General features: G+C 31.2%; 16 protein-coding genes. 9 read left to right on the top strand and 7 right to left on the bottom strand.

Translation table 11 applies throughout. From position 1 onward, the window contains the following. Positions 1–3: 3 nt before the first annotated feature. The gene (locus QM512_RS08610) at positions 4–864 is read left to right on the top strand and encodes a helix-turn-helix domain-containing protein (protein ID WP_282805279.1); all 861 of its coding nucleotides are present in this window, start codon (positions 4–6) and stop codon (positions 862–864) included. A gap of 995 nt (positions 865–1,859) precedes the next feature. Here QM512_RS08610 and QM512_RS08605 read toward each other — a convergent pair. The 3 genes from QM512_RS08605 to QM512_RS08595 all read right to left on the bottom strand — a co-directional run bounded on the left by QM512_RS08605 (position 1,860) and on the right by QM512_RS08595 (position 4,767). Then, positions 1,860–3,458, bottom strand: coding sequence for an ATP-binding cassette domain-containing protein (locus QM512_RS08605; RefSeq protein WP_282805278.1), 1,599 nt, complete (start codon positions 3,456–3,458; stop codon positions 1,860–1,862). 4 nt (positions 3,459–3,462) lie between these two features. Next, positions 3,463–4,539, bottom strand: coding sequence for a hypothetical protein (locus QM512_RS08600; protein WP_282805277.1), 1,077 nt, complete (start codon positions 4,537–4,539; stop codon positions 3,463–3,465). Between the two features lie 75 nt (positions 4,540–4,614). Further along, positions 4,615–4,767, bottom strand: coding sequence for a hypothetical protein (locus tag QM512_RS08595; protein ID WP_260317039.1), 153 nt, complete (start codon positions 4,765–4,767; stop codon positions 4,615–4,617). Between the two features lie 468 nt (positions 4,768–5,235). Between QM512_RS08595 and QM512_RS08590 the strand changes: the two genes are divergently transcribed. Next, complete coding sequence (locus tag QM512_RS08590) at positions 5,236–6,570, top strand: ClC family H(+)/Cl(-) exchange transporter (RefSeq protein ID WP_282805276.1); 1,335 nt, start codon at positions 5,236–5,238, stop codon at positions 6,568–6,570. A 256-nt stretch (positions 6,571–6,826) separates the two neighbouring features. On the opposite strand, the gene QM512_RS08585 is transcribed toward QM512_RS08590, so the two are convergent. After that, a complete protein-coding gene (locus tag QM512_RS08585) occupies positions 6,827–8,746 on the bottom strand; it encodes a GTP-binding protein (RefSeq protein WP_282805275.1) in 1,920 nt (639 codons plus the stop codon). Positions 8,747–8,900: 154 nt separating this feature from the next. Between QM512_RS08585 and QM512_RS08580 the strand changes: the two genes are divergently transcribed. The 3 genes from QM512_RS08580 to QM512_RS08570 all read left to right on the top strand — a co-directional run bounded on the left by QM512_RS08580 (position 8,901) and on the right by QM512_RS08570 (position 13,521). After that, on the top strand, positions 8,901–9,710 hold the full coding sequence (locus QM512_RS08580) for a helix-turn-helix domain-containing protein (RefSeq protein WP_282805274.1): 810 nt from the start codon (positions 8,901–8,903) through the stop codon (positions 9,708–9,710). Between the two features lie 31 nt (positions 9,711–9,741). After that, positions 9,742–10,554: a helix-turn-helix domain-containing protein gene (locus QM512_RS08575; RefSeq protein ID WP_282805273.1), complete on the top strand. Its 813-nt coding sequence runs from the start codon at positions 9,742–9,744 to the stop codon at positions 10,552–10,554. Positions 10,555–10,920: 366 nt separating this feature from the next. Then, positions 10,921–13,521 carry a lipopolysaccharide core heptose(II) kinase RfaY gene (locus QM512_RS08570; protein ID WP_282805272.1) on the top strand — a complete coding sequence of 867 codons (2,601 nt, stop codon included), beginning with the start codon at positions 10,921–10,923 and terminating at the stop codon, positions 13,519–13,521. Between the two features lie 68 nt (positions 13,522–13,589). On the opposite strand, the gene QM512_RS08565 is transcribed toward QM512_RS08570, so the two are convergent. Continuing rightward, positions 13,590–15,197 carry an ABC transporter ATP-binding protein gene (locus tag QM512_RS08565; RefSeq protein WP_282805271.1) on the bottom strand — a complete coding sequence of 536 codons (1,608 nt, stop codon included), beginning with the start codon at positions 15,195–15,197 and terminating at the stop codon, positions 13,590–13,592. 189 nt (positions 15,198–15,386) lie between these two features. Between QM512_RS08565 and QM512_RS08560 the strand changes: the two genes are divergently transcribed. Beyond that, complete coding sequence (locus QM512_RS08560; protein WP_004896308.1) at positions 15,387–15,572, top strand: hypothetical protein; 186 nt, start codon at positions 15,387–15,389, stop codon at positions 15,570–15,572. A 119-nt stretch (positions 15,573–15,691) separates the two neighbouring features. Then, entirely contained in the window at positions 15,692–16,531 is an 840-nt protein-coding gene (locus tag QM512_RS08555) for a DegV family protein (protein WP_282805270.1), read from the top strand. A gap of 35 nt (positions 16,532–16,566) precedes the next feature. On the opposite strand, the gene QM512_RS08550 is transcribed toward QM512_RS08555, so the two are convergent. Continuing rightward, complete coding sequence (locus QM512_RS08550) at positions 16,567–17,274, bottom strand: YjjG family noncanonical pyrimidine nucleotidase (protein WP_282805269.1); 708 nt, start codon at positions 17,272–17,274, stop codon at positions 16,567–16,569. A gap of 142 nt (positions 17,275–17,416) precedes the next feature. Here QM512_RS08550 and QM512_RS08545 point away from each other — a divergent pair, with 142 nt between their 5' ends. Further along, entirely contained in the window at positions 17,417–18,106 is a 690-nt protein-coding gene (locus tag QM512_RS08545) for a DUF975 family protein (RefSeq protein WP_094517134.1), read from the top strand. An 84-nt stretch (positions 18,107–18,190) separates the two neighbouring features. Continuing rightward, positions 18,191–19,582 (top strand): IS3 family transposase, encoded by a 1,392-nt coding sequence (locus QM512_RS08540; protein ID WP_282804951.1) that lies wholly within the window; start codon positions 18,191–18,193, stop codon positions 19,580–19,582. 52 nt (positions 19,583–19,634) lie between these two features. Here the strand turns inward: QM512_RS08540 and QM512_RS08535 are convergent, their stop codons facing one another. Then, a complete protein-coding gene (locus QM512_RS08535; protein ID WP_282805268.1) occupies positions 19,635–20,282 on the bottom strand; it encodes an NAD(P)-dependent oxidoreductase in 648 nt (215 codons plus the stop codon). Positions 20,283–20,290 lie beyond the last annotated feature (8 nt).

The raw sequence follows: 20,290 nt of genomic DNA, 5'->3' as shown, positions 1-20,290 counted from the left end.
ATAATGACAATTGGTGAATTACTAAAAGAATATCGAATTAGTCAAGGTAAAAATCAAAAAGAATTTACAAACAATGGTTTAATTACGAGTCAGTCTTATTATTCTAAAGTAGAAAAAAATATTCATCACATTACCGCAAATAGTTTAATTGACTTACTTCATTACAATACTATCCCTTTATGGGAGTTTTTTAGTAGATTACATTCAACTGACGATCTCCGCCATCAACAAATAAAAGATTTTAATAATATGCTGTCTGAAGCCTACTACGAAAATAATATTGATAAAATGAAGAATCTTAAGCCTCTCGTAAACGAAAGTAATCTTTCAAATAAAGAAAAACAAGAACAGCTTCTATTAATAGACGGCTGGATAGAAATAATGAAAGATCCTTCCGAAAAACCTAACTTAAAATTAAGAGATAAAATAAAAGATAAAATATTTAGTATTCCTAATTTTAATGAAAATAAAGTAACTTTATTCTGTAATTTCATGTACTTCTATGATTTAGAAAGTAATAAAATAATTGCTAAAAAAATAATTAGCCAATACATTGATTCTTCTAATATTAAAATGCAAATTTCCTTACTTGCTATAATAGTGAATATCTTAGCTTTTTCTTTAAGTAATAATAAAGAAAACGATACTGGTTATTTTCTTGAAAAAGGAGAAAGAATAAAAATTAAACCTGAACTAGTATTTTATAAATCGGCTTTCTATTTCTTCAAAAATATCCTTCTTTATCATCAAACTAAAAATAATGAATATTACACCAAAAGTAACCAAATAAAAGATTTCTTAATCAGTATTGGCATGATTCAATACGGAAAAATTCTGGAAGACCTTCTCATTAAATATAAATAACACCTAAATAGTCATATGTGAATATTAAATTCAAATACGACTATTTTAATTTTATTTTTATAAAGGTCTCTATACTAATAGCATAAACTTAAGTAATGCAAATTGGAGGAATAAATATGACACACTTAGGTGGAATAATTGTGTAATTAGGTTAAACTGATGAAAAAATATAAAAAAACAAATATAGGGGATACAATCTCTAATACTAGATATTTATGGATACCTAATAAATACTGTAAAGATCCAGTAAAAGATGTACTAGCCTTATTTAAAAGTTTTATCCAGAAGGAGAACAAATGAAATGAGTTTATTACACTATATAATCTATTATTAAAGGACTGTAGTGTTAAGAAAAGGAGTGTTATAAGCAATATGAGAAAACTATTCCCACACACAATCGAGCCTTTTAAGTAAATTCGATAGGGAGAAGATATTAATAATAAGTATATGCCATAGACAAACAACCATTTATTTATACGGTTAACGCAATTAATGCAGTATTAAGGAGAAAATTAATATGAATCTTCACCATATCGGTCCTGCTCCATTTATTGGAACGTGATAAAAAAGAAAATTCAAATTACAATCTATTACTAATTTCTACAAAAAGTACCTAACTTTGATAACTATCTATTAACTATCAAAGTCAGGTGCTTTTTCTTATTATTTTCATCAACTGATATATAAATATTAATACTAGAAACATAATAGAAATATGAATTATGAGTATTGAGTATTTAATCTTATTTTTATTAGAAAGCCAAACAATCTATAGAGTCTTAAGTCTTAGGCAAACAAAGAAAATTCAAATCACCTTAACTTTATTTTTATTAAAGAAAGTTTATCAAATATGAGTACTATATACACTCAAAGAAAGTTAAATTAAAGATATTAAAAAATCCCTAGTTGATTAGTCATCAACTAAGGAATAAAAATTTTATATCTCTTATACTTACTTGAGAATGCCTCACCTTAAATAAAATTTTCTTTTTTACTTAAAATTTCTTGACTTCAATTATCTCATCAAACATTTTTAGATTTTCTTTAGACTCACTATGGTTCACCACGATAACTGTTTTATTTGGATCTTTTAATAACATCTGCTCTAACTCCATTGATATCTTTTTTTCTACACCAGTCGTTCCTTCATCCATTAAAAATATTTCAAAATTTCGTAAAACAGCTCGAGCTAGGGCTAGTCTTTGCAATTGCCCTCCAGACAAGCTACTTCCTCCTTTTTCAATATAAGTATCCAAGAATTCACTACTACTTTCTAAATGCACCTGATCTAATACTCTCTGTAAATCTCTATCACAATAATGATCAGTTAGATTAAGATTAGTCCGTACTGTTCCCTTAATCACTTGCGGGTGTTGATCTAAATAAAAAATATCTTTATGCAGTTGCTCCTGTGAATATTCGTTTAAATTATGTCCTTTAAGCAGTATCTTTCCTTTGTAAGATGGATAAAATCCTGCTAACAGCTTTAAAATAGTACTTTTTCCGCACCCACTGTCGCCATCAAGAAGATAATTTCTATTTTTTTTAAACTTATATGAAAAGTTACATAAGATATCATTTTTAGTACGAGGATAATGAAAAGTTACATTCTTAATTTCCAAAAATGGAGTCTGTGGTATCAATTTATTTTTCTTTTCATCCTTCGGATTGTCATCAATAAACTTTTTAAATTTATCAAAAATGGGTTCTGTACTCTTGATATAGCTTAAATAATTCGGCATATTACCTACACTATTAAAAATATTGCTGGTCAAATTACTAATTGAAAAAATAGCTCCGATCGTAATAATGCCTCTATAAGCTAAAATTCCTGCTAACCCAGTTAAGCTAATTTGAGAAATCACATTACTAATAAAACCTAAAGCTGCAATTCCACCGTATACTTTTGCTTGAGCAACATAGGCGTTTTTTAATTTTTTAGATTCATTATTTATATCGTGTCTCATAAGAGAGAGGCTATTAAAAGAAAACAACATATTAAAATTTCCAAGTAAGTCGGATGCTACTTGTACAAAATTTTCATTTTCTTTAGTTAAAGCTTGAGAAGTTTGGGTTAAACGATTGTTCAGTAATCGAGGAAGATATAAAGTAACCATGGCTAAAATTAATGCAACAAATACAATCCAAACGCTATATGTCCAAAGCGTAATCAGAGACAAACCTATCAAGGCTATTGCTTCAATAATGGTGTATAGATATGTTAATCCTTTATCAACAATCTGCTGTGTATCATTATTCATCCACGAAACAAAACGGCTATTATCTGAATTATTATACTTTTCATAACTTTCGTTTGAAATTGCTTCTAAAATATTAGCGCGAATTTTATTGGCTATCTCTTGCTCAAATTTAGTTTCAGAAATTGAAAGAGCGTACCGGATAATAATAATAAGACCCCAAACTAGAATCCAAACTACGATTTGCTGATAAAAAATCGTAAGTTTATGTTTGATAATTGCATTAATTACATTTGAAATAATTACTGCACCATATACATCCAATCCAGCTACTAGAGTAAGTAAAAACGTAAGAAAGATAAATTGCGATTTAAATTCTAAGATGTATCTTTTCATTATTTCATCTCTCCAATACTGTTTCTATCAAAAGATCTGAAAAACTAGTATCTGCTAAATTTTCTAACCATGCCCAGTCCCCATTTACATTAACTTCTAAAAAATACCATGTTTTGTCCTGAATGATAAAATCTACAGTACCAAAAGATATATTAGCCAGTTTAAAAAAATTAATAATATTATTCTCTATATCACTTGGAATAATTATTTTTTTAACACGTAATTTTTGTAGATTTGGATGCCAGTCTTTACCAAAATAATTCTGATAATAATATGCAATCATTTTTTCACCAAATACAGTTACTCTGACTTCTTTAGAAGTGGAATTTAAATAATTAGGTTGATAAATTGCCGGAACTTGAGAAACATTTTCTTGCTGTTTACTATTCAAATGTATGAAATTTTTAGTATTAAATTCTACTAAATTATTGCGGTCTGTAAAGAACATGTGATGATAGATAGCTTTCACAATATTTTCACTATTTCTTTGTGTAAAAGTATCAATTTCTTCATAATTATTACTTATAAGTGTAGGAATAATTTTTAATCCTACTTTACGAGCCAGTTTTAGTTGATAAGGCTTTGTTAAAAAAACATCGGAATATGAAGGCATAAAAACTTTATTTTTATATAACATTGGAATTGAAGAAAAAAGAGACATCCACTCTTGTTCTCTATATTCATTCTCATAGGTGTTTACTGCATTATTAGTACAGTAGACAGAAAAATGTCTGAACCAAATATAGTCGTAATTATCTAGGTCATAATTTATTTTTGAACGTTTATCTTGTAAAACAACAGTTGGAGCTTCTTGAGTATAGTTGATACTAAAAGAAAAATATCCCTGAGCAATTTCTTCACTATTTATACGATCATAATCAATATTTCGCGATAAAAAATATACTCCCATTTCGTCCATTTCCGTATCCAATTGAGTTGAAAATATTATAATTTTCTTTTTAGTCTTCAAGTGATAATTAGTTCCATATTTACTCAAAATTGCATGCTTAAAATCTTTATCAATTTCTTTATGAGTATATTCTCTTCTCCTTAAATTATGCTCTAATAGAAATGGTGTCATTGTATAATTCTCCTAATTTCAATTGATAATAAAAATGCTTGAACTATTTATCCAAGCATTTAAATTCTATAAATATTATTTTCCTACATCGAATTTATCATTTTTATCAAGTCGATCTGAGACTGGATCATAAATATATGTTAATGTCATTCCTTTTGAATCAGATAAGTCTTTTTTTCCTTGCAAAGCTTGATCTGCTAATTCTTTTACATTCACTTTTTCTACCATTTTTTTCTCCTTTAAAATATTATTCTCTTAACTTATTCTATTAAATCTTATGCCATTCAATTCTTGGAAACATTAGTGTTCTCCTAGGTCTAATAAATACTAAAAATAATCATTTATTAAGTTCAAACTATTACCAACAACGTCCTTTACCAAAGATAATGACTCTATGCATGTCTTTCATCTCCCAGTATTTAAATAAGTCATAGTATGCGTTATTTAAACCATTCTCTACTTTTATTACATTAATTATTTATAAGGGGTTATCCATGGTGGTAAAAATAATAAATACATATCTTATTCCTTTCTATTTTTAAACTTTATGGTCATTATTATGATTTAAAAATACTAAAATCTATAAAAAAGTCGTATTTGAATTTTATTTTCAAATACGACTTAAATTTATTTCATTAATCTTTTCTTTCGGCATACAATAAACCTATCAACATCTGCACGAAAGAAGTCATAATTATGAAACCCGCTAAAGATTTTCTTAGACATCCCTTTACTACCCGAGTGCCACAGATTTTAATTCAGAGCATCATTATTGGATTAATTATAGGAATGATAGTCAGTATTTTTCGATTTGTTATCGATAAAAGCATGCATTTTTTATACTTTCTCTATCCCTACATGGCATCCCATCCCCAATGGATCGGTCTATATACAATTTTTACTTTTTTTATTTGTATCCTTGTGAGCAAAATTATTAAACCATATTTACTAGACCTATCGGGATCAGGTATTCCTCAGGTAGAAGCAACATTAATGGGAGAACACGAAGTTAAATGGTTTCCCGTTTTATGGCGAAAATTCGTAGGTGGTCTCTTAGTAAGCTCAATGGGACTTTTTCTTGGTCGCGAAGGTCCATGTATCCAAATGGGTGCTTTAGTAGGTCAAGGTTTTGCAGAAAATATTTTTGAATGCAGTGAAGAAGATAGACGTTTGCTTCAATGCGCGGGAATTGCGGCCGGCCTTAGTGCCGCCGTCTCAGCTCCACTTGCAGGTGTTTTTTTCCTTGTTGAAGTTATTACCCATTCTTTTAACCCTAAAGAATGCATCAGCGCTTTAGGGGCCGCTGCTTCAGCTGATTTAGTTACTATTATATTTTTTGGAACGCGTCCCTGTCTTTATCTTCCCATTGCTAAAAAATTGCCCGTTCACTCCTACTGGTCATTAATTACTATCGGAATTGTAGCTGGTCTAATGGCATATGGATATCAACGTTCTCTTTTAAATACTAAATGGCTTTTTAGCAAGCTAAAAATTATTCCCATACAATATCACAGTATTGTCCCACTTCTATTAATTATTCCTATTGGACTTGCCTTTCCTCATGTTTTGGGTGGATCACATTACTTGATCGATTCACTCTTTCACAATCCTTTAATTATCCAAGAAGAAAAACTAGGGCAACTTTCCTGGATTCTAATTCCAGTTGTCTTCTTTCTACTAAGATTAATCTTTTCTATGATTTCTTATTGTAGTTCTATTCCTGGTGGTACTTTTATGCCGATTTTAGTTTTAGGGGCTTTAATGGGGACGATTTTTGCGACTATCTTTATTCACTTAGGCCTAATTCCTACTGACAACTATACTAATATTATTGTTGTCTCTATGGCAGCTTATCTCGGCGCAATTTTGCGAGCCCCATTTACTGCAATTATTTTGCTGACAGAAATGATTGGAACCGTAGAACAAGTTCTTCCAATGATTATGAGTGTCTTTATTGCCTATCTAATTCTAGCCCTCTTAGGTGGAGAACCAATCTACACTGTCTTACGTAAGCAAATGGGATTCAAATAGTTACTTTAACTATATTTTTATTAACACCAAAAAAGGAAGTTCAAAATAGAACTTCCTTTTTACTTATGAATTATATTTATGAATTGCAATAGCTAGAGTATCGTCTACTTAATTAATAAAAATATAATTTCTAACAATCTTAATCGTGACTTCTACTAGAGCTATTTCACACCATTAATATAGCACGTTTTCGTAAATAATGAAAGCGTTTCACTTTAAAAGTATTTAGCTTAATCTACCATAATCGTGCAGCAATCTATCCTAAATATGGATACTGAACATGACTTGGTACCTCATCCCAAACAACTGTATGACCTGCGCCATGGGAACAGAAGACAGAGTTAGGAGTATTGTTAATGTCAGATAATGGATCATAATCCATTTCTTGAATAATAGCAGCACTATCTTTGCATTCTCGATAGCCCAAGAATAAACATTCTAGCTGTCCGCTACCATGAGTGTAGTTTCTAACTTCAGTAGCATAATCCTGCATCTGCGCTACCGGTGCTTGGCCGCTAATCGTAGTAACACTCCCACTACTTTCTCCAAGTTCAAATTTTCCACCCATTCTCTCAATATCATTAATTGCTCGGCCAACTTGATCCTGATTAATTCTTAAAGTGAATTGGTACCAAGGTTCAAGTAAATAAACTTGTTTTTTAGCTTTTAACTCCATTAATCCTTGCCGCACTGCACGATAAGTTGCCTCACGAAAATCTCCGCCAACTGTATGAACATTGCTTCCCCGGCCTCCAACTAGAGTAATTTCAAGATCTGTAATAGGTGAACCAGTCAAAACGCCTAAGTGTTCCTTATTAGATAAACTTTCCATCACTTGATCTTGCCATTTTTTAGGCAAAACTTCTAAACTACACTTATTTTTGAAAACTAAGCCACTTCCCTTCTTGCCCGGAGTGAGTAACAAGTGAACTTCTGCATAGTGTCTTAAAGGTTCAAAGTGTCCAACCCCTTCAACTGAAGACTTAATACTTTCTTGGTAAAGAATCTTGCCCTGAGTAAATTCAACTTCTAAATTAAAACGATCGAGTAATAGTTGCTGGAGAATCTCTAATTGAATCTTACCCAAAACATCAATACTTGTCTCTTCTGTTTGCTTGTTCCACTTAACATGGAGTTGAGGGTTCTCATCTTCAAGCTGGCTTAGTGCCTGCAAGCAAGCATTTGTGTTAGTGGAGTCGACTTTTACTGCATAAGTTAGAACCGGCTGAACGGTAAAATTAGTCTGATCATTTTCAAAGCCTAATCCTTGTCCAGGATATGTACTTTTCAAGCCACTGACAGCAACAATTTCGCTAGCTTCTGCCTGCGAAATAACTTGATACTTAGTGCCGTTATAGCAACGAATTTCATTCACCTTTTCATCAGGAAACATTTCGGTCTTGGCTTTTAAACTACTACCAGTAATTTTTACCCAAGTTAATCGTTCGCCCTTTTCATCATAAGAAATCTTGAAAATCCTAGCTCCAAAGTCATTTGTATACTTTCTTTCATCAGTCCATTTATCTAAGCCCGCTAGAAATTCATCTATTCCAATTAATTTTAAAGCTGCTCCAAAATATACTGGGAAAATTTTTCTTTGATTAATTAATTTTTTGACTGCACTATCTTCTATTTTTCCAAGTTCTAGATATTGATCCAAAGTAGTTTCATCTGCAGTAGCAACTTTTTCATAAAAATATGCATCTTGATTGTCAAACTCAATAAAATTGTCATCCAGCTCATTAAGTTGCTTAAGAATATTTTCCTTATCAGCTTTCAAGGTATCCATTTTATTGACAAAGACAAAAACTGGAATTTGATGCTTTTTTAGTAAGCTCCAAAGAGTTCGTGTATATCCAGTTACTCCTTCACTAGCTGATACAACTAAGATGGCATAATCTAAAACACTTAACGTCTCTTCCATTTCTTGAGCGAAATCAATATGGCCCGGCGTATCTAAAATTTGTAATTCACTATTACCGGTTTGAATACGCGCAATATGGGAAAAAATCGTAATTCCGCGTTTCCTTTCTAAATCATCACTATCTAAATAGGCAGTTCCTTTATCAACTGCACCTAATTTCCTCAATGTGCCACTTTTGTAGAGCATCCCTTCTGACAAGGTAGTTTTTCCCGCATCTACATGGGCTAAAATTCCTGTTGTTAGTTTTTTCATTTTCCTAGTTTTCTAAATGTAATCGTAGTAAATTTGTGGTAATTTCTTTTTATTATAGCTTATTAATGTAATTGAAATTATTATCATCCTATAGCATGATAGAATAAATGCTAAATAAAATTATTATTAAAAAGTTAAATTTGAGGTACACAGAATGACAATTGGTGAAGCATTGCTAAATCTCAGAAAGCAACTAGGATTAAATCAAACAGAAATGGCTGCAAATGTAGTCTCAACCTCTTTTTATTCAAAAGTTGAAAGAAATATTCATGATATTGGAACTAACGATCTCCTTCAAATTCTTAATAAACATCAAATAAATGCTACCTATTTTTTTGAAAATCTAAATGATAAAGAAAATATCTCAGAAGATATTATGGATAGAATATCTGTAGCTTTTGAGCAAAAAAGCAGAGATAAATTATTAAAAATAAAACAGGAGGTAGATTCACGTCCTAATAATCGACAAACTGAATATTATAAATTGCAATTGCAGCTTACTTTAGAGGTCTATCTTCCTAAAGCTAAAGAAATTCCAATTGAATTAAAAAATAAACTGAAACAATACATTCTCGTCAACAATAATTGGAATATTCATTCCCTTCAAATTTTTAGAGAAACAATGCGTATCTACGATATAGAGGAATTGAATTTTTTAGTAGGTACTATCTTAACGAAGTATTCTAATCCAAATATTCTACAAAGTTCTTTGCAAGAATGCATTGGCGCAATCTGTATTAATTACCTAGATAATTCCTACGAGAAAAACTCCACCAAGTTAATCCAAGAGGTATTAGCATATATCTCAACCATTAATAGCAAAGGGCCCGTCCTATTTATAAAGTTACTTGGAAAATATTATGCGTCCGTTTTTCAAAAGGATCCTGCTATTTGTCAGGAAATAACTAACGTTTTAAAGCTTGCAGGATATAGTGACTTAATAGCTGTTCTACCTAAAATATAAAAATAATTAATAGTTAAGAGATGATATTTAAATGAATAAAAATATTGGAAAAAGACTATTCGAAGAACGTACTCGATTACACTTAACGCAACGTCAGTTCACAAAAAATGTAATTTCCCCCTCCCAATATTCTAGAGTAGAACATGGAGAGCAAGATTTAAGAGCTACCGATTTTCTTAAATTAATTTCTCTTAATGATCTAGACATAAATATTTTTTTACAAGACTTCAAAAAAGAAAAAAAATCAAATGAGGAAGTAATGCAGATACTGGCACAAATATTCTATGATAGAGATTTAGACTGTGCAAAAGAAATGCAAAATTTTCTATATAAACACAATTATGATAGTTCGCTATTGATTAGATCAGAATTAATTACTTTAGTACTTGAGAATAAGGATATTATGCAGAACAAAAGTTTAGAAAAAAGATTTACAGAAGAAATTAATAAAAACGATGATTGGATAAAAGATAAATATTTTCTCCAATTATTCGGAAGTTCTATGGTAATTTTTGATATCAATAGATTGAAATTCTATATGGATAAAATCATAAAGGAATATAGCCCTAAAATACGAACACTCTCTTTTGAGGAACAACGGAGAATTGCTGGAATTTGTATAAATTATTTAAACCGCTGCTATTCAAAAAACAATTTAGCATTAGTTAATGAATCTATTATACTTCTTGGAAGTTTAGCTCAAAATCCAGACTTATTAATGTATAAATTATTGGGTAAATATTTTAAATATCTATTTACTGGTGACAACATTAAAAAGAACAATATTCTGGACGTACTGAATGATGCTGGATATTCAAAATTTATCCTTAATTTAGAAAAATAAAAATAGTTGCAGATTTACAATTTTTAAATCATTTTTAATATTAGAGGTTATAATCTAATTTATAAATTGAGAAAAGGAGACGAAAAATCATGGTTATTATTGTATTACCTGTTTTGCCTCATGATTTCAATAAATAATTTTATTAAAAGGAGTTAAAAATCATGAAAAATCTTAAAGTTAATCAAGTAAGAAATTTAAGACGTTTACCAAAAGCAGCGGTTGCTAACAATGGCCCACGTTTATGTGGCTACACTTGTAGTAAAACTTGTTAGTATAGAAAAAATCCTAAAAGCATAAAGCTTTTAGGATTTTTATTTATAAACATTAGTTGGACCCAGAAAACTTATTTTTATGTGAGACACTATTATGATTAAAACTAACGAATTCTTTCCTTTTATCCAATGTCAAAATAGTACTGATAATTTTACTGATTTTTTAAGCAATTTTGAAAATTCTTTGTACAACATTAGTTTCGATAGAATGTGGAAACACTATCAGCTAAGGAATTTGGAATTACCTCAATCCGGGTGGAAAGGACATATTGCCGCTTTACCTGAGGATATTGAAGAAATTTTTAAACTCACCTATTCTGTACTAACTGCTCATCAATGTACTTTCAAAGTAGCAAGCTCTAGAAAGGTTTATGAAGCCTTATCTGATCCACACGCATCAGTCACAGAGGCAAATAAATTTATGACATTTTATCCCAGCAATAATACTGAATTTCGAAAAGTAGTAAAAGAGTTAAATGATAAGCTAGCAGAATATTCTGCCCCAACAATTTTTACAGATTATCAGCTACCTAAACATAGTCCAGTACAGTTTAGGTATGGTGCTTTTACTGAACTAAAAAAATGGGATTCGATAAATAAATGTTTTATTGATCTAATGGAATTACCAAATGGAAATATTATTGAAGATGATAGAACTTTGAGTTTCAATATTCCAGAGGGAATTTCTTTACCCTTTATACAAAAAGACTCATCTTGGGTTGAAGAACTAGACGTAGAAGTAGAAAACCCAAATTTAAAAAAATATGTGTTTTTAAGTACCCTCAGTCAGAAAAACAAAGGAGATGTATATTTAGCTAAAAATGATCATAAAAAAGTTATTGTAAAGACTGCTAATCCTTATATAAGAAATAGAATAAACAGTTCAGATGCTCAAAAATTATTATTAAATGAAGCAAAATTTTTAAAAAAGTTGGAATATACTGGCGTTGTCCCTAAATTATTAAATCATTTTAAAGTTGATAATGTTGCATTCAATGTAACATCATACATTGATGGAATTTCATTAGATGATACTTCTCTTATAGGACAAAAAAAATCTGAAGTAATTTATGCACTTTGTAAAACTGTATACACTTTACACAAAAATAATGTAATCATTGGTGACTTAACCAATAGTAATTTTATTTTTAGTAAGGGGACTTGTTATCTAGTTGATTTGGAATATTTATCCTTTACTAATAAAAAAATTAAAAGGGAAGGTTATACACCATACTATATTCCCATAGATAATAAAGAAAAATTTTTATCCCAAAAAGAAGATATTTTTTCTCTAGCGGTTACTATTTTGGCAATTTTGCTGGGTAATTTACCAAAATATAATTCTAAAAATATAGATGATGCAATAAAAATATTAAATTCAGAAATATATGCTGGAATACACCTAAACAAAAAAAATTCTAAGCTTTTCTTTCTTGCTTATGATTTACTAAATTTATCTAGTAGTAAAAATAAATATAGTCCATCTCAGCTTAAAAAAATTATAGATAAAAAGAATTATAAATCGAAAATAATCCCTTTTAGTGACCAATATCAAATTAATACATTAACCCATAACTTAGAAAGATTGAAAAATACAGTTAAAGTTTATGATGAGATAGGTTTACATAAAAAGTGGTGGAAATCTGGCGAATTTGGTGAGCAAATGAGTCCCCTTTCCTTACAGCATGGGATCATTGGTGTAGATTGTGCTTTAGGAGAAAAATCTTTTAAAAATTTAACAGATTTACCTCAAATATTAGCTAACAATCACAACTTTAAGTATTCTGAAAGTTATTTATTTGGAAGTGCAAGTCTTTTATGGAAATTTGGCTATGAATATCAAAATAAACAAATTACCTATATTGAATTCAAAGATTCAATAAACACCATTGTAAAAACATGGTCTACAGATGAATCAAATAATGATTTTGCACTTGGAACAGCCGGAAAATTATATTCATTAATCTTTATTTTATTACTAGATCCAACTTTATATGATGTAAGAAAGAAGGCTAAAAAATTATATAGTAATCTAAAATCTGGAATAAATAAAAAACATATCAGTTTCTCTACAACTTTTGATAGATTGAATTTTGCTCATGGTCTTTCTGGAACTACATATGTTCTATTAGTTTCTGCCCTCTACTTTAAAGATGCGAAAGGAATAAAGTTAGCTACCAATAACCTATCCTTTATTGATAGTTTCATACTGAAAGAGTTTGATGACAAAACAATTACAAATTATATGTATTTTTCATGGTGTGAGGGCCTTAGCGGTATCGGGAGCGCATTAATTAGATCACAAAATTTACTAAAAAATAAGATTCATTACAAATCTTTAAATAAGATTTCGTTCATTCTACAAAAAAATAGTCTAAGAGTAGATGGAAGCTGGTGTCATGGGAGGAGCAGTATAATTAACTTTTTCTCAGATATGTATGTAAGAAAAAATCATATAGAATATTTTAATAGTATAAAATACTTATCACTTTACGAATTTTGTACCGCAATCGAATTGGAGACTAATATTTTAGCCTTCATTGACGAAACTGGTTTTTTACATTCTTTAGATTTTGGAGTGGGACAGGTAGGTATCTTAAAAACAATTAGTGATGCGTTACAAAAAAGGGACAGACTGTTCTTTTTAACTAATAAACAGGAAAAAAGCCTCAGTGATGAATATATTACAGATTGATTTCTTAAAGCATTAAAGGCCTAATTATGACACATCATAGTTAGGCCTTTTTATCTTATTCATCTCTTTTATATCTTAATGATCCTATCAAATTTCTGTTCGTTTTCATCATGTAGCTGATGGCTAACAAAAATAACTGTAATATCTGGCTGACTCAAAAAGATATTTTCAACATTCAGAGCACTTTTCTTATCTAAATTGCTTGTACTTTCATCTAATAAAAATAGTTTTCTATTTCGTAGTAGACCACGAGCTAAAGCTAATCTCTGCTTCTGTCCTCCAGACATTTTTGTACCATCTTCGCCAACTTTTGTATTTAATCCTGCTGGTAACTCTTTAACATAATCAAGCAAATCAGCTTTTCTTAAGGCATCGAATATTTCTTGATCGCTAAAGTGCTCCCCTAACTCTAAGTTATAACGAATTGTCCCGTTAAATAAATATGGAATCTGATCCACATAAATCAAGGTTTCTCTAATGGCATCATAACTGAGAGTTTTTTCATCTTGATTATTAATTTTAACTGACCCCTGATAATTTTTTATTTGACCTGAAATTATTTTTAAAAGTGTACTTTTACCACTACCAGAATCGCCATCAAGAGCAATCTTTTGATTTTTACTTATATGTAAATTTAATGATTGCTTAAAAACTGGTTTATCTCCAAAAGAAATTTGTAGATTCTCAACATCTAAACATTGAAAATCATTATTTTCAAGTGTTCTACCAATTTGTTTAGGCTTACTTTTATCATCAAGATGATATTTTTCAAAAATTGGTGTCAATGCAGTCATTTCTGCCCACATTGGTGCAATCGCAGCTAACGAATTAAAAACATTGTAGGACAAATTTCCCGAAGATCCGATTACACCAATTGAGATACTTTTTTGGAGAGCTAGAAAACCAGTCCAAGCTTCAATACCAGTTTGTCCTAAAATATTTGAAAAACCAGCAATATTATTAGCTACTGCTTGATATTTCGCTTGTCGTACTTTCTTACCAATTAAGGTCATCGTGGCACCAGTAATTCTATTTTCAAGTTGTCTCTCAACGCCAAAAATAGAATATGTTGCAAAACCCCTCAAGCCATCATTAATAGTACTAAGTAAATTTTCATTAGCTTGAGTAGTTGATAAACTCGCACTAGCTAATCTATCATGAACAATTTGTGGTAAAAAAACTGTTAAAAATGAGACTAGTAAAATTAAAGGTATAAATGTCCAAGAAAATTGTAGTAAGGCAATAATTGAAAATAATGGGTCGGTAATAATTTGAATGGATTGTAAAATATTATAAAAGCCATTATTTTCGATTGTATTCATATCATTAGTTAACCAGGAAGCATATACTCCTGTATCTTTTTCCTGGTATTTCATAATTGGCTTATTAGCAATTTGATGAACAATATCCCTTCTTAAATTCAAGCATAAAAATTCAATTGTTTTAGCTGTTTGAATTTGAAGCAAAATTAGAAAAATAGATAGGATTGCAAACACTCCAATATCAATCATTACCCAATTAAAAAAGTTATGCATCTGTAATTTGATTAAAGAATTTAGAATATTTACATTGATTAGTGCATGAGTAACACGCAAAGCAGAAGTAATAATTGTTAGGATAATTACAATCCCAACCTTTAATGGTTCTTTTTTTAAATATCTCAATAAGTATTTCATTTTCTTCACCTCTATCATCATTTTTAGATAAAGAGGCTGAAATGTTCTTGGTTTATCGTATTTGAACACAACTTTCGTTAACGAAAATCACTCTAAACATTCTTAATAAAAACTTATCTATCCTTTCTCCTTAATTCGTAATATGATTAATATCAAAATATAATTGATTTTTATAAGAAGGTTCGAAATATGTTTTCACTTTTATTAGCCTTATTAATTATTTGGCTGTTCTGGAAACTAGGAATTGGCATTTTGAAGATCGTCGGTTTCTTAATCGTGATCGGACTGCTATTTGCCTTCGTTTCTTATCTAGTATTGCCCCTTCTGGCTTTAGTTGCCTTAGGCGGCTTATTAGGACTAGTATTTTCACATTAACCAAGAGCGGCCTTATGGCTGCTCTTTTTTGTACCTATAGCATTTTCTTTGACTTTACTATCTATAGTATTTTAGACTGAAAGAAAATAGCTTAATATATTTAATTCGAGGTAATCTATATGCCAATAAAAATTATCACAGATTCAACTGCTAATATAACAGCTGACCAAATTAATGGAATTGATCACGTTACAGTTCCTTTATCGCTTCACGTTGATGGCAAGCTTTGGATGGATACGCCTGATATTGATTTAGATAAGTTTCTTTATACTCTAAAGCATACTAAAAATAAATCAACTTCTGCCTGTCCAAACGTAAATGACTGGCTTAAGGCCTTTGAAGGTAGTGATGAAATCTTCGTAATCACTTTAACTAGTGCACTTTCTGGTAGCTACAATTCAGCTACACAAGCCGCAAAGATATATCATGAAAAGAATCCAAAAGCTAAGATCCTAGTCTTTGATTCTCGCTCAGCTGGCCCCCAATTAAGATTACTAGCTGAAAAGATTGCAAGTCTAACAAACGCAGGTAATTCTTTTGAAGAAATTGTTAAGGCAACAGAAGAATATCAACACCATATTGACTTAATGTTTGCTTTACAAGATTTAACTAATCTAGGTAACAATGGACGGATTACTCCAGCTGTCGCTAAAATTGCTGGTTTGTTAAAGCTTTTCGTTATCGGAACTGCCAACAATAAAGGCGAATTTGAACTTTTGGGTAAGGCACGAGGAGCTAAGAAAGCTAGAAGAAAGTTATTAGAGGATATGGTTGAAGCCGGCTACCGTGGTGGCCGTGTTCAAATTGATCACGTTCAAAATGAAGGGTCTGCCCTAAGCATGAAAGAAATCATCTTAGATAACTTCCCAGATGCTAAAGTAACTATCGGTGAATGTGCTGCTCTCTGCAGCTTTTATGCTGAAGAGGGCGGATTAATGATTGGTTTTGAAAAAGAATAGTATGTAACACAAAAGGAGCGCATGAAGCGCTCCTTTTAATATACTTTTTGAAAATCATTCTGCATTATTTTTATAAATTCAGGATATGTTTCCACCTCAAACAAGGGATGAAGGCCAATAGTATCCTTTCGATGCCTGTGATTATACCAGATACTATCAAATCCATATTTTTCAGCACCCAGAATATCTGACTGCAATCCATCCCCAAAGAATAGGGTTTCATTCGGACCAATTTCGGTTCTACTAAAGAAATAATCAAAAGCATGTGGATTTGGTTTAGAATAATGCGCTTCCTCAGACGTTACAATCAGATCAAAATAGTCCTTAATTCCTGCTAACTCTAGTCGATGACGCTGCATAAACTTTTCACCGTTACTTAATACCGTTAACTTATATCCTTGTTTCTTAGCAAACTTAAGCGTATCTTCCACACCAGGTAATAACTGATGTGCTTCGCCAAAGTAAGAGCGGTATTCATTCATCCATTCATTTCCATCTACATCTAAATTAAAATGCTCTTTAATGAAATCATGAAACGTCATCTCACTTAACTCATCATACGTAATCTCACCTAGTTCAAGCCTGCGCCAAAGCCCTTGATTATAAGTATGATATTGTTTCTGTAAATCAGAAGAAATAGGCAACTTGTGCGATTTAAATAATGCATGCAAGGATGAGTCTTCCGTAGCAGCAAAGTCAATCAAAGTATCGTCAACATCAAAAATTAATTGTTTATATTTCAAGTAGCAACCCTTCTTCTATTTAAATTGGTAATTTTGATTATAGCAGAAGATAGTAGAATTTAGTTTTTCAAATTACTTAAAGATTAGTGGTAAAATTATAATTGAATAAAAGTTAATATATTGTTAGAGGAAGAGTAATACTATGACACGTGCACAAATGAAACAAGCTGCTAAAGACCAGCTACGTGGCAATTGGGGTTGGGCTATTTGCCTAACTATCTTTGCTTGGCTAGTCAACGCAGTTATTATGGACCTCAATCGCTGGATCTGGACTGGAAAAGATTTTACTTACACGATTCTGCGTTTTAACAAAGAAAATTTAATTCAAGGATATAAACCCGGATATAATCTTTCAGAATTTATTGTTAGCTTAATTACAGGATTGATTTTATGGGGAGTTGCCTACACAATCTTAGATTTCGTTGAAACAGGCAAGATGGAGACTTGGTACTCTGGTATTTTTAGCGCTTATAGCAATGGCCGTTTTAAAAACAGTTTGTTTACTCTGTTTATGACTAACTTATTTGTTAGTTTATGGACCATTTTATTCATTATTCCTGGTTTCATTAAGGGCTACTCCTATGCAATGACACCATATATTTTGAAAGACAAGTTTTCAGCTGGCCAAACTGATATTGGAGCAACTGAAGCTATTACCGAAAGTCGTCAGTTAATGAATGGTCACAAGATGGACTTGTTTGTTCTAGACTTAAGTTTCATCGGTTGGGGCTTACTTGGCTTAATTACTTTGGGAATTGGATTTATTTGGATTACTCCTTACTACCGTCAAACTAAAGCTAACTTTTATCGTTCATTAGTTGCTAATAATTAAATATCACATAAAAATAACCGCTATAGCGCCTGAGCGTTGTGTAGTGACCCCCGAAATTCGGACACGGATTTCGGGGGTTTTACTATGTCTAAATTAACTAAAAAAGATAAATTGAATATTTATAAAGAATGGACGATTGAAAATAAAAGATCGACATATTTAAGTAAAAAGTATGGAATAGGATCAGTTAGTATTAAGTACTTAGTTTCACTCATTCATAGGCATGGAATAGATATATTAGATAAGCCCTATACTTATTATTCAGCCCAATTTAAGCTAGAAGCTATCAATCGGGTTTTAGTCAATCATGAGACTGCTTACTCTGTATCTTTAGAATTGGGCTTGAAAAGTCAAGGCATGCTTATTAATTGGATTCGCTCTTATAAAGAAAACGGGTATAATGTCGTTATTAAGAGGAAGGGACGACGAACCTGTGAACAAAGAACTAGAGAAATTGAAGAAAGAAAACGAAGAATTGCGTCGCCAGAATTTAAAGCTTACTGTCGAGAACGCATTTATAAAAAAATTGGATGCCTTGGTTCAAAAGAGAAAAAACCAACCAAAACAGAAATAGCACAAGCTGTTAGAGAATTAAGGCTAGAACTTGGGTTGGGTGTTAAAACTATCTTGTCGATTTTAAATGATCCGAATAATGCTTTACCTAGCTTATCCAGAAGCAATTATTACGATATTTTAAAGCGCGAAGATCAAGATGAGATAAAGCACCACGGTCTAATTAAACGAATTAAAGAAATATTCTTTGAACTTAAAGCTAGATACACTGCTCCAGGTTATCGAACAATAACTGATCACTTACATAGTGAAGGCTTTATAATCAATCGAAAAACAGTCTATCGTTTAATGCGTAAACTTAATTTGATTGGATATCGTATGAAACGTAGAAGACGCTACAACAGCTTTGAGGGTGAAATTGAAGGAAGAATTAAACCTAACTTAATTAAACGCAACTTCTTTGCCGTTAGGCCAAATATGAAATGGTACACAGATATTACTGAATTCAACTTAAGAGGACAAAAGCTTTATCTATCGCCTATTATCGATGGCTGTGGGAGAGATATTGTCGCTTATAATATCTCTCGTAGTCCCAACTTACAGCAGGTAATGACTATGCTTGATGATGCATTTAAAGCTAATGGTTCATTGAATGGATTAGTATTTCATTCAGATCGTGGCTGGCAATATCAACATAAGACTTATCAATATGAACTTGCAAGACGTGGCATTGAACAAAGCATGTCTAGGAAAGGCTGTTCTCCAGACGATGGGCTTATGGAAGGCTTCTTTGGCATACTTAAAAGAGAGATGTTTTATGGCAAAGAATCAAACTATGCCAATCTGAATGAATTGGAACAATCGATTAAAGATTATATTCATTTCTATAATTACGAAAGGACAAAGAGTAAACTAAAAGGACTGACTCCGATTCAATATCGAAATCAATCCTTAGTTGCATAATATTAATAAAGTGTCCAATTTTTGTGGGTCACTACATTGTAGCGGTTATTTTTTATTCATCAACTAAAGTAATTCTTTCTTTGTGGTGTTCTGGGTGAACAATCTCATTTACAACTAAGCGTGCCATCGTACCAGAAGTTACTTTAGATTCATTGTTATTGTTATATAGCAATGTATCGTTTCCTAGCATGTAACCAGCTGCTTCTGGACCTGCTTCAAATGTTAAGGCTGGTGAAATTCCGAGCCAATCTACATCTTCAACTTGCTTTAAGTAGTTCAACTCATTCAATTGCTCTTTTGGCGTATTAATCCAGTTTTCAGAGCCAGTTAATTTCTTAATATCTTCAACTACTAAATGGTTGTCAATACCAGTTCTAAGACTGCCAGCACCTAGAATGAATATTACTCTAATATCTTTATTCTTAGCTAGACCGCATAACTTAGTAGCAAGTTTTACCTGGTCTCTTGCCTTTTCTGGAATAGTTCCAAAAGCGTCAACAATCACATTAAAGTTTTGAAGTAAGCTGTCATCCATTGTTAGGACATCGCCAATTAAAAGCTTAGCATCCTTGCCTAAGACTCTTTTAGCCTTATCTTCATCTCTAACAATACCAGTTACTTCTAAGTCCTTATTTTGACTAGCTAACTTATAAATTGCACTTCCTGCCATGCCAGAAGCTCCAATAATACCTACTTTCATTATAATTT

It is taken from the genome of Lactobacillus isalae (assembly GCF_947539375.1).
GTDB lineage: Bacteria > Bacillota > Bacilli > Lactobacillales > Lactobacillaceae > Lactobacillus > Lactobacillus isalae.
The sequence above is the reverse complement of the archived record's forward strand: the minus strand, read 5'-3'. Positions and strand labels throughout refer to the sequence as shown.